This window comes from Xenorhabdus eapokensis (genome assembly GCF_001908105.1).
In genome coordinates, this window is the sequence record NZ_MKGQ01000003.1 from 151,146 (window position 1) to 166,977 (window position 15,832).

10 protein-coding genes are annotated in these 15,832 nt (G+C 43.9%); 7 read left to right on the forward strand and 3 right to left on the reverse strand.

Annotation, left to right across the window (positions count from 1 at the left end):
• Nucleotides 1–7: 7 nt before the first annotated feature.
• From kdpB to kdpD, 3 genes are read left to right on the forward strand one after another with little or no spacing between them, the layout of a single operon-like run.
• Nucleotides 8–2,074 (forward strand): potassium-transporting ATPase subunit KdpB, encoded by a 2,067-nt coding sequence (kdpB, locus tag Xedl_RS37975; protein WP_074022376.1) that lies wholly within the window; start codon nt 8–10, stop codon nt 2,072–2,074.
• Nucleotides 2,075–2,129: 55 nt separating this feature from the next.
• Entirely contained in the window at nt 2,130–2,711 is a 582-nt protein-coding gene (gene kdpC / locus Xedl_RS37970; RefSeq protein ID WP_074022375.1) for a potassium-transporting ATPase subunit KdpC, read from the forward strand.
• A gap of 3 nt (nt 2,712–2,714) precedes the next feature.
• Entirely contained in the window at nt 2,715–5,429 is a 2,715-nt protein-coding gene (gene kdpD / locus Xedl_RS37965) for a two-component system sensor histidine kinase KdpD (protein WP_074022374.1), read from the forward strand.
• A gap of 71 nt (nt 5,430–5,500) precedes the next feature.
• On the opposite strand, the gene pulA is transcribed toward kdpD, so the two are convergent.
• Entirely contained in the window at nt 5,501–8,299 is a 2,799-nt protein-coding gene (pulA, locus tag Xedl_RS37960) for a pullulanase-type alpha-1,6-glucosidase (RefSeq protein ID WP_074022373.1), read from the reverse strand.
• A gap of 543 nt (nt 8,300–8,842) precedes the next feature.
• Between pulA and Xedl_RS37955 the strand changes: the two genes are divergently transcribed.
• Complete coding sequence (locus Xedl_RS37955; protein WP_074022372.1) at nt 8,843–9,271, forward strand: EamA family transporter; 429 nt, start codon at nt 8,843–8,845, stop codon at nt 9,269–9,271.
• A 59-nt stretch (nt 9,272–9,330) separates the two neighbouring features.
• On the opposite strand, the gene pgm is transcribed toward Xedl_RS37955, so the two are convergent.
• Together pgm and seqA are read right to left on the reverse strand one after the other, a co-directional pair.
• The gene (gene pgm, locus Xedl_RS37950; RefSeq protein WP_074022371.1) at nt 9,331–10,971 is read right to left on the reverse strand and encodes a phosphoglucomutase (alpha-D-glucose-1,6-bisphosphate-dependent); all 1,641 of its coding nucleotides are present in this window, start codon (nt 10,969–10,971) and stop codon (nt 9,331–9,333) included.
• 97 nt (nt 10,972–11,068) lie between these two features.
• On the reverse strand, nt 11,069–11,602 hold the full coding sequence (seqA, locus tag Xedl_RS37945; RefSeq protein WP_074022370.1) for a replication initiation negative regulator SeqA: 534 nt from the start codon (nt 11,600–11,602) through the stop codon (nt 11,069–11,071).
• Between the two features lie 259 nt (nt 11,603–11,861).
• Between seqA and ybfF the strand changes: the two genes are divergently transcribed.
• From ybfF to Xedl_RS37930, 3 genes are all read left to right on the forward strand, one after another.
• Complete coding sequence (gene ybfF / locus Xedl_RS37940) at nt 11,862–12,641, forward strand: esterase (protein ID WP_074022369.1); 780 nt, start codon at nt 11,862–11,864, stop codon at nt 12,639–12,641.
• A gap of 455 nt (nt 12,642–13,096) precedes the next feature.
• Nucleotides 13,097–14,128, forward strand: coding sequence for a methyltransferase (locus Xedl_RS37935; protein WP_074022368.1), 1,032 nt, complete (start codon nt 13,097–13,099; stop codon nt 14,126–14,128).
• A gap of 66 nt (nt 14,129–14,194) precedes the next feature.
• Entirely contained in the window at nt 14,195–15,733 is a 1,539-nt protein-coding gene (locus Xedl_RS37930; RefSeq protein ID WP_074022367.1) for an FAD/NAD(P)-binding protein, read from the forward strand.
• Nucleotides 15,734–15,832: the final 99 nt, after the last annotated feature.

Below are 15,832 nucleotides of genomic sequence, written 5' to 3' on the forward strand. Positions count from 1 at the left end.
GTGACGAATGAAGAACAAACAACACGTATTATTTGAACCGACTCTAATCCGCCATGCACTTATCGGTGCGTTAAAAAAATGCCATCCGGCTCAACAATGGCGCAATCCGGTCATGTTCGTTGTTTATGTAGTAAGCTGCCTGACCACTGCCTTATGGATCGGCATATTAGTGGGGCAATTAACGGGCAGTGCACTCTTTACCGGTGCTATTGCTCTCTGGCTATGGTTCACCGTACTGTTTGCCAACTTTGCAGAAGCGCTGGCCGAAGGACGTAGCAAAGCTCAAGCATCCAGCCTGAAAGGGGTCAAAAGAACTAATTGGGCGACCAAACTGGCATCATCCAGCCGTGAGGCTGCAAAAGAAAAAGTCACTTCTGACACTTTACGCAAAGGCGATATTGTACTGGTAGAAGCAGGAGAAATTATCCCTTGTGATGGCGAAGTCCTTGAAGGAGGGGCTTCCGTTGATGAAAGCGCGATTACAGGAGAATCTGCCCCCGTTATCCGTGAATCCGGCGGTGATTTTTCTTCTGTCACTGGCGGTACGCGAGTTTTATCAGACTGGTTAATCGTCGAATGTACAGTCAATCCGGGAGAAACGTTTTTAGACAGAATGATCTCAATGGTTGAAGGAGCTAAACGACGTAAAACACCCAATGAAATAGCCCTCACCATTTTACTTACTGCACTGACCATTATTTTCCTGCTGGTCTGTATAAGCCTGCTGCCTTTTTCCTTATTCAGCGTCCAAGCCAACCAATCTGGCGCGCCGATCACACTTACCGTATTAATTGCCTTACTGGTTTGCCTGATCCCCACCACGATTGGCGGATTACTGTCAGCCATTGGGGTTGCAGGTATGAGCCGTATGCTGGAAGCCAATGTCATTGCCACCAGCGGACGAGCCATTGAAGCCGCCGGGGATGTAGATGTTTTACTACTTGATAAAACGGGCACTATCACGCTAGGCAATCGTCAGGCATCCCAATTTTTACCTGCATCGGGTGTAACAGAACAGCAGTTGGCTGATGCCGCTCAACTCTCTTCCCTTGCAGATGAAACACCGGAAGGCCGCAGTATCGTGATCTTAGCGAAACAACGTTTCAATATGCGTGAACGTGATCTTCGGGCATTAAACGCGACATTTGTCCCCTTCTCTGCAATGACGCGCATGAGTGGCGTCAATATTGGTAACCGTATGATCCGCAAAGGGGCGGTCGATGCTATTCGCCGCCATATTGAAGCTAATCATAGCCATTTCCCGGATGTGATTGATAAATTGGTACAACAAGTTGCGCATAAGGGAGGAACTCCCTTGGTTGTGGCTGAGAATCAGCAAGTCTTAGGTGTGGTTGCCTTAAAAGATATTGTGAAAGGTGGCATTAAAGAACGCTTCAGTGAAATGCGCAAAATGGGGATCAAGACTGTCATGATCACGGGTGACAATCATCTCACTGCCGCGGCAATTGCCGCCGAAGCTGGTGTTGATGACTTTCTGGCAGAAGCCACTCCCGAAGCGAAACTCGCCCTTATCCGCCAATATCAATCCGAAGGGCGTCTGGTTGCCATGACGGGTGATGGTACAAACGATGCACCTGCGCTGGCACAAGCAGATGTTGCTGTTGCCATGAATTCAGGTACACAAGCAGCGAAAGAAGCCGGCAATATGGTTGACCTGGATTCCAATCCCACCAAGCTAATCGAGGTTGTACATATCGGCAAACAGATGCTAATGACGCGCGGGGCTTTGACCACATTCAGTATTGCCAATGATATTGCTAAATATTTTGCCATCATTCCCGCTGCTTTTTCGGTCACATATCCACAACTTAATGTGTTGAACATTATGCATCTGCATTCGCCAGAATCTGCGGTACTGTCTGCGGTTATCTTCAATGCGATAATTATCATCTTTTTACTGCCATTAGCCCTAAAAGGTGTCAGTTATCGCCCAATGAATGCATTGTCACTCTTGCGCCGGAATCTATGGGTATATGGCCTTGGTGGCCTGCTGGTGCCTTTTGTGGGTATCAAGCTGATTGACCTATTGCTCACTGCCTTAATGTTTAACTAACGATCTTTTAACTACCGCGTATTTAAAAATCGGGCTTCAAATAAGGTGATGAAAAATGATCTGGTTACGTTCTTCCATTGTTCTGCTGGTATTTCTTAGCCTCATCACGGGGATTGCCTATCCATTACTGGTGACGGGAATAGCCGAATTTTTATTTCCCCATCAAGCCAAAGGATCGCTAATCGAGCAGAATGGCAAATGGGTTGGCTCTGAATTAATTGGCCAACATTTTACCGAAGCTATCTATTTTCATGGGCGACCTTCTATGACGGCCGAAAAACCGTATAACACCCTGTCATCTGGAGGCAGTAATCTCGCTATGACCAACCCTATACTGAACAGTAAAATACACCAAAACATCATCCGAGAACGTTTATTTAATCATCCCGGAAATTATCCGATCCCTGTTGATTTAATCATGGCATCAGGTAGCGGACTCGATCCCCATATATCTCCTGAAGCGGCTGAATTTCAGGCACAACGCGTGGCGATAGCCCGTCATATACCACTTGCAGTCATCCATCAGCTCATTCAGCAACACATTCAATATCCCCTGCTGGAATATATGGGGCAGCCCATAGTCAATGTACTGAAACTGAATCTGGCGTTGGATAACCTGAACCAAAAGGCAGATTAAGACATGGAACAAAATGAACCACAGCGCCCTGATCCTGATGAATTACTGACACTGGCAAACGAAAAACCACGTGGCAAACTCAAAATATTTTTTGGTGCTTGTGCGGGTGTTGGCAAAACTTATGCCATGTTGCAAGAAGCTCAACGGCTGCTGGCACAAGGGTTAGATATCATTGTCGGCGTGGTTGAAACTCATGATCGACAAGAAACCGCAGCCCTACTGAAAGGTTTACCCCAATTACCAGCAAAATATTTCCGCCATAATGAACGCAGGATAGCGGCATTTGATATTGATGCAGCCCTTGCCCGCCATCCGGCCATTATTCTGATGGATGAACTGGCATTCAGTAACCCTAAAGGTTGTCGCCACCCGAAGCGCTGGCAAGATGTTGAAGAATTACTGGAAGCTGGCATTGATGTACTGACGACCATCAATGTGCAACATTTGGAAAGTTTGAATGATGTTGTCGGCGGTATTACCGGTATTCGCGTTCGGGAAACCGTTCCTGACCATATCTTTGATCAGGCCGATGATGTGGTGCTGGTCGATCTTCCGCCTGATGATCTGCGTCAGCGGCTCAACGATGGTAAGGTTTATATTTCAGGTCAGGCAGAGCGTGCTATTGAACATTTTTTTCGCAAAGGGAACCTGATTGCCCTGCGTGAATTGGCTCTGCGTCGTACGGCAGATCGCGTAGATGACCAAATGCGCGCTTTTCGTGATACGAGAGGAAAAGAGCCCGTATGGCATACGCAAGAGAATTTACTGTTGTGTATTGGCTACAACGCCGGCAATGAAAAACTGATTCGGAAAGCCGCTCGCCTGGCAGCAAAGCTCAACTGTACCTGGCATGCCGTTTACGTTGAAACGCCCAAACTACATCGACTGCCAGAAGGCAAACGACGTACCATTTTGCAAGCCTTAAAGCTGGCACAAGATCTGGGCGCTGAAACCGCAACACTTTCCGATTCTGATGAAAAAAAAGCCATCCTGCGCTACGCCAGAGAGCATAATCTGGGTAAGATCCTGATTGGTCGCTATTACAATTCACAGGTAAATTTTTTCGACTTTAAATGGTATCGTGACTTTTCAGAGCGGCTGGGAAAACTCGGCCCTGATTTGGATTTGATTATTGTCGCGTTGGAAGACAAAAAACACGGAGACAAAGAGCCAAAAGATAACCGAACATTCAATGATAAATGGCGAGTCCCGATCCAGGGTTTTTTGATGGCGATTGTACTTTGTGCCCTGATTACCCTCTTTTCCCGAACCTTCTTGCTGACCCTGGATAAAGCCAATCTGGTGGCACTCTACCTGCTCGGTGTTGTCATTATCGCTCTGTTTTATGGTCGCTGGCCATCTGTCTTTGCTGCTTTTGTCAATGTCATCAGTTTTGATCTTTTCTTTGTCCAACCACGTTGGTCATTGGAAGTCAAAAACATACAATATCTGCTCACACTGGCTGTAATGCTGATTGTCGGGGCAGTTGTTGGAAATCTCACTTCTGGTATACGCTATCAAGCCAGAGTCGCCCGTTATCGCGAACAACGAACACGGCATCTATACGAAATAACTCGTACATTGAGCAAAGCTCTGAACGAAGAAGACGTAGCCCGTATCAGCTATCACTTTCTATCCAACAGCTTTCAGGCAAAAACAGGGCTGCTGCTGCCCGATAGCAACCAACATTTATATCAAGTGAAAGCCAATAATGGTGGTCAGATGCAGATCGACGAAGCGATCGCCAAATGGTGTTTTGAGAAAAAACAACCTGCTGGCGCGGGTACTGATACATTACCGGCAGTTCCTTATCAATTACTGCCTATCGCTACGCCCTCGCAGGTCTTTGCCGTTCTCGCTATTGAATCCCCTAACCAACGTCAACTACTGGTGCCGGAGCAGCAAAGGTTATTACAAATCTTCACGGGACTCATTGCCAATGCACTGGAACGCTTGCACCTTACCCGCAGTGCAGAATCTGCCAAGTTAGAAACTGAGCGGGAGCAATTACGTAATTCATTACTGGCAGCACTCTCTCACGACTTACTTACCCCGTTGACCGTACTATTTGGGCAGGCTGAAATACTGATGTTGGATTTATCCACCGAAAACTCTCCCCGTATCCAACAAGTTAATCAAATCCGCCAGCAAATTCTCAGCCTTTCTCGACTAGTTAATAACCTGCTTGATATGGCACGACTACAATCAGGAGGCATTCAGCTTAATCTTGCATGGCATCCACTGGAAGACATTGTCGGCAATGCTTTGCGCTCTCTGGAACATACCCTCAATCACTATATTGTAGAACTTTCTTTACCTGACAATTTATTATTGCACTGTGATGCCACCTTGTTGGAACGTGTTTTTATCAACCTGCTGGAAAATGCCATTAAATACACCAATGAACAAACACCCTTAGGCATACGAGCCACAATAGAAAAAAAATATGAAAAAAAACAGTTGCATATTGAAGTTTGGAATACAGTCACAGAAATTCCACAAGGACAAGAAAAACTTATCTTTGATCAGTTTTCACGCACCAGCAAAGAATCGGCTATACCTGGTGTCGGATTAGGTTTGGCAATCTGCCGCTCCATTATTGAAATCCACGGTGGAAAAATATGGGCGGCGAACAATAGAAAAGGCGGTGCTAGTTTTCATTTTCGTCTGCCGTTGGAAGAGCCACCAAAAATTGAAAATAATCTCAAGGAGATGTAAATAAAAATGAGCCCGCCCCCAAACTCAATATATTCAAACAATGCGCCTGTCAAACAATATGCCTGATTTCATTATTTCCTGCGAACAGGCAAACCGGTTCCACGAATTCCTTCTTGTGGCAGAACTAACACGGCTGCCGACCATGCGGGCATAATTACCTCACCATTTTTTGTTATCTGTATTCCCGCAGCCAAAGACGCTTCACCTAATTCACGTTGAATATCATTTAATTTCAGCCCCTCGACATTAAGATCGTTGACAATCACAGACCAAGGTGCAGCATTAATGACGACGACCAAACCATCAAACCGCCAATCACGATCATCCGACGTCATATTGCCATCATCAATCGTCATGACCAGTAAACCAAGTTGCTGATGAGAACCAACATTAACGAAATCAACACGTTGCCTGACAGCAGCACCATCGCCAAGTGTCATCAGTGGTGAAAATTGACGTAAACGCAATAGCTCCTGATAAAACGCCATCATCTGTAATAATTCATTTTGGTCTGGTTTTTCCACCTGATTTTTCACCCGACTAATCAGTGGATAATTTTTGCCGTCATTACCCCGTTCAGGTAATCCCACGTCATAATTATTGTCTTTATAGTCATAGCTAACACGATTAAACCAATCGCCAGCCTCATAAGAATCACGGGTAAATGATTTTGAACGCAATAGCTCTGACCCTTGTTGATCAAAAGCCAGACCTTGTCCAAGGAATACCGTCGCAAGAGAGAGTGCCTGCATACGAACCCTCGTCATCAAATCCGCTTCTTGGGCAGCTTTATAGCTAATAATGTCCCACAATGTTTGATTGTCATGCTTAGATACATAATTCAGTACTTCAGTGGGATCGAGTGCATAACCCGCAGCAGTGCCCTTATAATTAATTTCCTTGCCTGCTTTTACCTCGCCATCTTTATCGATCATGACGAAATCCGCCAAATTACCCGCCATGCCAAGACGAACCAGATCCCATAAATGACGAACTTGATCTGCCTCTAAGTTAGAAATTTCGTTCGGTAATATTTCGGCACCATTACCAACGCCCTGATGACTGCGAATACTATCGGCAACATCAAAAGGCCCGCCACCACGTACCGCATCTCGCAACCGATCAGAGAAGGTTCCAATGCCACTCCCTTTAAGATTAACTTGTGAGGCAGTTTCAAATCGATCATCCTGCCCAGAATTCCAGCCCTCGCCGAAAAAGTAGATCGATGGGTTAATCGCCCGTACTTTTTCTAGTGCCGATATAATTTGCGTTTTGGGGTGATAGCCCATTAAGTCGAACCGGAATGCATCTATTTTATAATCTTTAACCCAGGTCACCAGTGAGTCTTCAATCAGTTTGGCAAACATGCGGCGTTCAGGCGCAGTGTCAGCACAACAGGTATTACTTTCAACATTACCTGTTATCTCATCTAAGCGGTGGTAATACCAAGGCACGATCTTATCCAACACTGACGTCCGGGACGTAAAACCTGCTGCATCGGTATGGTTGTAGACAACATCCATAATCACATTCATGCCCAGTTGCTGCTTGATAGTCTGGATCATAGAGCGAAACTCTTTTATACGACCGGAACCTTCTGGATCAGTGGCATAAGAGCCTTCCGGCACTGAATAGTGAAACGGATCGTAGCCCCAGTTATAGGAATCCGTCTTTGCCACCATCGTATTTAATTCTTGTACCTGTGGATTGTTGATATTGTCATCACGCCGCAATTGCTGCAAAACCTCCCGTATAGTCAATGAACTATGGCAATAACTGGCAAAACGGCTATTTTTCACCATTGGATTGACCTGACATAGACGTTTAAAAGGGTGATCAAGATCAGCCACCTGATGGCTAAATTCATTAATGGAAGCGATATCAAACACAGGCAATAACTCCATATGCGTCATTCCCGCCTGACTTAACGCTTTAAGATGCTTGAACATATCGCTGTTCTTGTCAGTCAGTGCCAGATATTTACCACGCCAGTCTGCTGGTATCGTGCTGTCGGCAACAGAAAGATCGCGAATATGCGCTTCATAGATAGCCATGCGGGCAATATCCGTTGCTGTATCTTGTGCGTGCGGCGTCAACAGGTTATCCCAGTTTTGCGGTTTTAAAGATGCATCATCCAAATTAACAATCTGGCTATATTCTGAATTAGTAGACAGGCTATAAGAATAGGGATCGGTAACTTCATAACGTTCCACATTACGGGAAGATGGATGATAAACGTTTAAGGCATAACGATAGTAAGCACCAATCAATTTCTCATCGCCTTGCCATGACCAGGAGCCACTTGCAGCATCGCGTTCCATTGTATAATTGGCGATAACCTGCTTATCCTGATTATAAATAACCAGGCCAACTTCTTGGGCAATTGGTGCCCATAAACGGAAAATCACTCCCTTATCGTTTATCCGTGCCCCATATTCCAGCTTATCAGCAGCATCAGCAAAACGATCATCCAATACACCCGCCGTTTGTATCTGAGTTGCTGATATTAGCAAACCTTGCTCATTAGCCGCCAATACGACCAAATCTCCGGTCAGAAGGAGATCGATATCTGTTCCTTCTGGTAGACGGAATGCTGCCCATTTTGCCAGATGAGGAAATCGGCTTGCTGTCTCTTGATGTAAGTTCGTTGGTGTTAGCGTCAGATAGTTATCGGTAAAATAACCTTGGTTATTAGGCTCTACCTTATTGTTGAGATTGTAATATAAGCGAACAATAGGCTGGCCTGCTCCACCTGACCATAATAATGTTTGTCGATCAACCCAATGTGCGGAAGCTTGAGAAATGTCTGACTCAGAATGACAACGATAGATTTGTTCACTACCCGATATTTGTTTCAAACTAGGTGCCATCAGTTCCTCCTGGGAGTTGAGCGAATGATTTTTATTTTGTATACAGTTATCTTGTACGCAACTTGTCAGTGATAAAATGAATAAGCTGCCGAATACAATAAGATAAACCTTTCTCCAAAAGTCAGATTTCATAGTCAAACCTTTTTAATAGAAAGATCACATCAATTATTTTATTTTTAATAAAATGAAAATAATGATTAAACATTGTATTAGATAAGTTCACCTCCTCCTTTATTAATAAATATCAGGAGGAGAATAAAGGCTGAGTTACCTTTTGTGATGCTCATCATAAAAGGCGTTTTGTAAGAAAATTGGATCTGATTTTTTGCATGAATTAATTTAAACTCTCTGGACAACCTTTAATTAATGGTACTTTCATATAATTAACGTTCACATAATCAAAAATTGCAGAAATTCAAAAATTAAAGCACATAAAATTTTTCTGCATTTTAGTGGAGTTCTATATATTCAGATCAACAAAATTAGCCTATTATTCACTCCTCTGAGACAACACGTTAATATCAAACACAGGATTAATTGAATATGAGTACATGGCTGATTTATGCCTTACTCTCCGCGCTAACGGCAGCGCTGGTTGCTATCTTTGGAAAGATTGGGTTACAAAATTTGGATGCCAATACAGCAACCGCTATTCGTGCTGTCATTATGGCACTGTTTCTGGTAGGCGTTGTCGTTGTGCAGGGCAAATTGAATCTTATCAGTGAAATTCTTGCCAATCGTAAAGCGCTACTGTTTATCCTATTAAGTGGTATTGCCGGAGCTCTCTCTTGGCTCTTCTATTTTTTGGCGATCAAACATGGTCACGTTTCTCAGGTTGCTCCTATCGATAAATTGAGCGTGGTATTTGCGGTCGTTCTGGCGGTAATTCTATTTGGCGAGAAAATATCTCTGGTGACTTCCGCCGGCGTCGGATTGATTGCCATAGGCGCTTTGATGGTTGCTTTGGGATAAAAACACCAGCCGTAGCAGTTGCTACGGCTGGTGTTTTTCCGGCCAAAAATAGAAAACAATCAACCCGCAGCAAATACCTGATTGACGATTTCCTGTGCCTCTTGTTCAATTTTTTCACGATGCTCCGCACCAAGGAAGCTTTCGCAATAGATTTTATAGGCCTCTTCCGTACCAGAAGGACGGGCGGCAAACCAACCATTGTCACTCATCACTTTCAAGCCACCAATGGAAGCGCCATTACCCGATGCAGTGGTCAAACGGGCAGTAATCGGGTCACCTGCCAATATATCGGCCTTAACCATTTCCGGTGACAATTTGGACAGCAGTGCTTTTTGCTGATGAGTCGCTGGAGCCTGAATACGGCTATAGCTTGGTGTGCCAAATCTGGCCGCCAGTTTGTCGTAGCGTTGCTGTGGATTCTCACCCGTCATTGCGGTCATTTCAGCCGCCAACAAGCAGAGGATAATGCCATCTTTATCGGTTGACCACGGAGTGCCATCAAAACGCAGGAAAGATGCGCCGGCACTTTCTTCTCCCCCAAAGCCCAGCTTGCCTTTATGCAACCCGTCCACAAACCATTTAAAACCGACGGGAACTTCGATTAATTCACGTCCCAGATCGGCGACAACACGATCAATCATGGCGCTGGAAACCAATGTCTTACCCACTGCGATATTTTTCGGCCATTGTGGACGATGACGAAATAGATAATCGACAGCCGTTGCTAAGTAATGGTTAGGATTCATCAAACCTGCCGGCGTAATAATCCCATGACGGTCATAATCAGGATCATTGGCGAAGGCTAAATCAAATTTACCACGCAGCTCCAGTAACCCCGCCATCGCCCAACGGGATGAACAATCCATACGGATCACGCCATCATGATCCAAAGTCATAAAACGGAATGTCTGATCGACCTTATCATTAACCAATGTCAGATCGAGATTGTAATATTCCCCAATCCGTTGCCAGTAGGCAATCCCTGAGCCGCCCAGTGGATCAATACCAATCTTTAAGCCTGCCTGTTGGATCGCTGCCATATCCACCACGTCACCCAGTGCAGTCACATAAGGATCGATCAAATCTTGGGCATGCAGATATTCACTTTTTAATGCCTGTTCATAAGGCAGACGTTTGATCCCATTGAAACCAATGGCCAATAATGCATTTGCACGTTGTTCAATGATTGCCGTCAAATCGGTATCGGCTGGCCCGCCGTTAGGCGGATTATATTTAATACCACCATCTTCTGGCGGGTTATGGGATGGTGTAATCACAATACCATCAGCCAAACTTTTTCCCTGACGGTTATGGCATAAGATAGCGTGGGAAATGGCCGGAGTCGGTGTAAACCCATTATTTTCCTGCACAATTACATCTACACCATTCGCCGTTAATACTTCCAATACGGAGATAAATGCCGCTTCTGAAAGTGCATGGGTATCTTTACCCACATAACATGGTCCAGTAATCCCATGTTGCGAACGCACTTCCACAATCGCCTGCGAAATAGCCAGAATATGCGCTTCGTTAAAACTATTGCGTCCAGCACTGCCGCGATGGCCGGAAGTCCCAAATTTGACCTTATGTGCTGGATTTTCAGGATGTGGTTGTAAGGTGTAGTACTGTGAAGTGAGCTGAGCAATATTGATTAAATCATGCTGCTGGGCGAGCTGCCCTGCTCTTGGATGAATTGCCACTTTATTATTTCTCCTGGGAAACTGCACTGACTTATCGCCAGCGCAGTACTAATAAACTAAGCGATTGTATTCATAGTAGGGCAACTAACTCATTGAATTAAATAGTGCCACACACTTTTTCAATCAAATTTGCCGGAAACTTCATATCCTGCATAATATGTTCAATCATGCTGCGTTTACGGTCAGTATTGGTATTAGTGATCACCCAAAAAGGGGTACCGGAAACGTGACGTGGCTTAGTTTGCTTACCGTTAGCCAATAAAGTGTATTCATCACCGGCGAAATAGGTACGGGTGCGACCACGCATCGCTTCCGTTGCTTTAGAAAAACTCTCGCTGTTCAGGCTATACAATACCGACAAAATCAGCATAAAGCGCTCAACAGATTTTTTCTTTTCAGCATATTCATCAGAAAGCAATAATTCACGAATAACGCGGACAGCATCACGAGAACGGACAATCGGGGTTTTAACAACAGGTGCAGGGTTGTTGGCAGGCTCTGTAATTTGTACTGGCTGCCCGACGTCTAACTTCAATATGCGCCGTAAAATATCAGATGCACTTTCACCGATATGCAGAGTTTGGCTTGCAATAAAGCGGTAAAGTTCTTCATCAACTTCTATCGTTTTCATTTCTATCCAGTACTGTTCTTAATGAAAAAATTATTCTGGGATTATAAGATATAATGCCACAAAACAAAACAATTAAACTTTCAATAACTTAAAGCGCTTCCTTTTAAAATTGAGAATCTTTAGGAAAGCGACTTTCCTTTAAAATAAATCAATTAGTTACAACTATTTCATCTCATGGAGTTTGTCACAATTCACGTGCCATGATATTAATCATGGCAATATTAAACATTGTATAAATGGTATTAAATTCAGGCAAATTATGAAGTCAAATCGTCAATTAAATTATCATCTTCACACTGTAGAAAATCCGCAATCGTCAACGCCCATTGTCTTGATTCATGGGCTGTTTGGAGATTTAAACAATTTGGGCGTATTGGGACGTGATTTGCAGCAACATTATTCAGTGATCCAAATCGATGTACGTAACCACGGTCTCTCACCACGTCTGGAAAATATGGATTATCGCGATATGGCGCAGGATGTCCTGACACTGCTTGATGAGCTAATTGTGCCCAAAGCCACTATTATTGGGCATTCAATGGGTGGCAAAATCGCCATGACCATGACCGCTATTGCGCCAGAACGGATTGAAAAAATCGTGGTGATTGATATGGCGCCCATTGCTTACCCGGTTCGCCGCCATGACAGCATTTTCGCAGCACTGACCAAAGTCACGGCAGCCGGTGTACAGACCCGACAAGCAGCAGCAGACATTATGCGCCAGGATATTCGGGAAGAGGGTGTTATTCAATTTTTACTGAAATCATTCCGTCAAGGAGAATGGAAATTCAATTTGTCCGTTTTGCAAAAAGAATACGAAAAAATTATCGGTTGGGAAACTATTTCTGCATGGCATGAACCCGCCCTGTTTATCCGTGGTGGAAATTCAGATTACGTTACTGAAGAATATCGGGAAGATATTATCAACCAATTTCCACAAGCAACGGCATGGGTTGTCGCGGGTTGTGGGCATTGGGTGCATGCAGAAAAACCTGAAGCTGTACTCAGGGCAATTCATCGTTTTTTAGGCACAAAATAATAGCGGACATCAACCCATATTACGATGGGTTGATAAAATAAAGAATCAATATAAAAATGCCATCACTAAGGCAGTGATGAAAATGTAATTTTATTACGGGGGATGACTTTACTATTAATGCTATTTCTAAAACAGTAAATATTAGAACAACATATCGTTATGATATCAACTTTCATTACGCAAATAATATAAATTACTGCCATCATTTATAATGGGGTTTTCATCAAACACTAATGAGTTTTTTATTATATTACTTAATGTCACAACGTGGCCTTCTCGTAAAAACAATCTTACTTATTACTCTCCAATTAATAATAATTATGATAACAATATACTTTCATATAAGATTTTTTGTGATTGCAAAATGAACAAATTCCAGATTAATAATGTAAATGCAATAATAAAGTATTTTTATATTTTTTTAATTTTAATTTAAAATTATAAATGAGATCGATATGAACATATTAAATAATAACACAGCAATTTCTAACTACACATCAGCAGCTTTACATTTACTTAATCAAACAATGGGATATACCTATCAAGCGGCACTTCGTGCTGCCACGGTTCTCGGTGTAGCCGATCATTTGAGCAGTGGGCCAAAAACAGTGCATGAACTCGCCAAAACTGTCGGAGCCCAAGAGCAACAGCTACACCGCGTTCTGCGGTTACTTGCCACACGGAATATCTTTCATGAAACCGAAGAAAAATCGTTTTCACTCACCCCAGCCGCAGAATTTCTGCGCAAAGATACACACCATTCCCTCCGCGCCGCAGTTTTGATGTTGACTGACCGGACATGCTGGCAATCTCTTGGTGAGATTGTAGAAAGTGTCCGTGGTAATCCAGCCTTCAAACACCTCTACGGACTTTCTTTCTTTGATTATTGGGCACAGACGGACACGCAATCTGATGATTTTCACGTCGGTATGTCCTCAATGTCTAAAGTGGAAAATTTGTTTCTCGTGCACAGTTATGACTTCCCGAAAAACGCAACAGTTGTCGATATAGCGGGCGGATTTGGTGGCTTGTTATTAGAAGTATTACAGGCTAATACCACTCTGCGAGGGATACTTTTCGACCAATCACATGTACTGGCCAGACATGAACTTGGCGCACTAGGTGACGATACGCGGTGGGATATTGCTTCTGGTGACTTTTTCGAGTCATGTCCTCAGGGCGATATATATCTGCTCAAGTACATTATGCACGACTGGTCTGATGAACAATGTATCCGCATTCTACGTAACTGCCGACAAGCGATGTCCCCTGATGGACGCGTATTGGTAATGGATCCGGTGATCCCTAATGGCAACGTTTCCCATGCAGGTAAGGAAATGGATCTTCTCTGTATGGGGATCTACGAAGAAGGGCGTGAACGCACAGAGGATGAATTCCGACAATTATTGGCTAACGCAGGCTTGAAACTCAATCGTGTCATTAATACAGGCTGTCATATTTCGATTATTGAAGCCATTGCCGAATGAGTTCCTGAGCATTAAGTCAGCCAGGTAAAAACTTCCTTATTTTCACAATATATTGAGGAAATAGTGATGTCTTTTCACAAAAGAAGTCTTGCCATTGTCGGAGGCGGGGCTGCTGGGGTGGCGACATTCATCGCAGCAGTGCAACAGCGTGCGGCACAAATTATTTATATTATAGAACCTGGGCCTGTTGGCCCAGGAATGGCTTTTTTCAATTTGGATGGCGATGTATTGTGTAATACCTCGGTCGATACCATGTCAGTCGTGGCAGATAACCCTCTGGATTTTCTGGATTATTTGCATAAACACGGGCATAGCGTTACACCAGAATCTTTCGTACCGCGGCAGTGGGTAGGCAACTATCTGAATGAAAGATTTCTGGAATTTAGTACTCTCGCTCTTAAGGCTGGTATTGAGGTTTTCCATGTACCTGACTGGTTTAGGGGATTGAAGGTCAATTCACATCGCTATTATACGATCTGGTACGGTAATAGCCTGACACCTCAATCGCTGGAAGTGACCGAGGTCATTTTCTGTACAGGATTAGGTGCTTCTCGGCTCCCTGAGGTGTTGAAACCCTACTTGACTCGCCCAACCTTTATGCACAGCCCCTATCCAGAGAAGGATATGTTAGCCAGAATCCCCCCGCAATCACGGGTATTGGTTATCGGCAGTAAACTTTCAGCAATCGATGCGGCTATTCTTCTCTGTCGTGAAGGCCATAACGTCACCATGACATCGCCGTCAGGAGATATTCCCGCAGTCCGTTCACGGTTTATACGAAGCCCTGGAACCTTCTTTGAGCATGAAAATATAATGTCGATAATGACCCGTAAGGGGAATCAAATGACAAGTATTTTTCCTGATTCATTGAAGCATGCGTATCTGAAATATTTCTGCCGCGCACTCAACAAATACACAGAAATACCGTGGCGAGAGCAATTTTCTAATGCCAATAGTTATCGGGAACGTCTGCGTGAAGAAATCGCTATTGCCGAGCAAGGAAAAAGTCAATGGCAAGATATGATAGCCAATTTCATGCACGTCATTAACGAAGTGCATTTAAATGATAACGCCTATTTCGGCGGTTCATTTCATCCCAACGTCGAAAAAATGCTTCATCGCTATATCACCGCCATTGCTTTACCCAATGCACGAAAACTTCTGCACTATATGGATAGTGGTTCTCTGATCATTCAGAAAGGAGAAATGCTAAATGTTGCTATAGAGAAAGGAGAAACAGATACCTGGTTAGTCAACTTAGGACGGGATTATCAACCATTTGATGCTATTGTCGCTGCGGTGGGTTATCACCGACCTGACTTTATCATTGACGAGGATGGGATACTTGAGATTGATACTCACGGCCAGCGTTCAGAACGCGCCATATCGATCTCGCCAGAAATGGCCGCTATTCTCCCTGACTTTAAGGAAAAAGAGAGTATTTGGTTTGTTGGCACGCCTGCGCATAAGCGGTTATGGGTGCCCAATGCCCTTGTCGTGGTCACGAATATAGCAAATCGGGTTATTAAAAATATGCTGAAATCCGATGTTCAGGTCACATCAACTATCAGTAATACTGAAAAAGAGCTGGAAATGAGCACATAATTTTAACCGCTTCACCCAACATGGATTTTTCTTCAAGCTATGACAGCAAAAGAGGAAGATCCATGGCAAGCAATCATAGAGGGATAAAATCAATCCCGA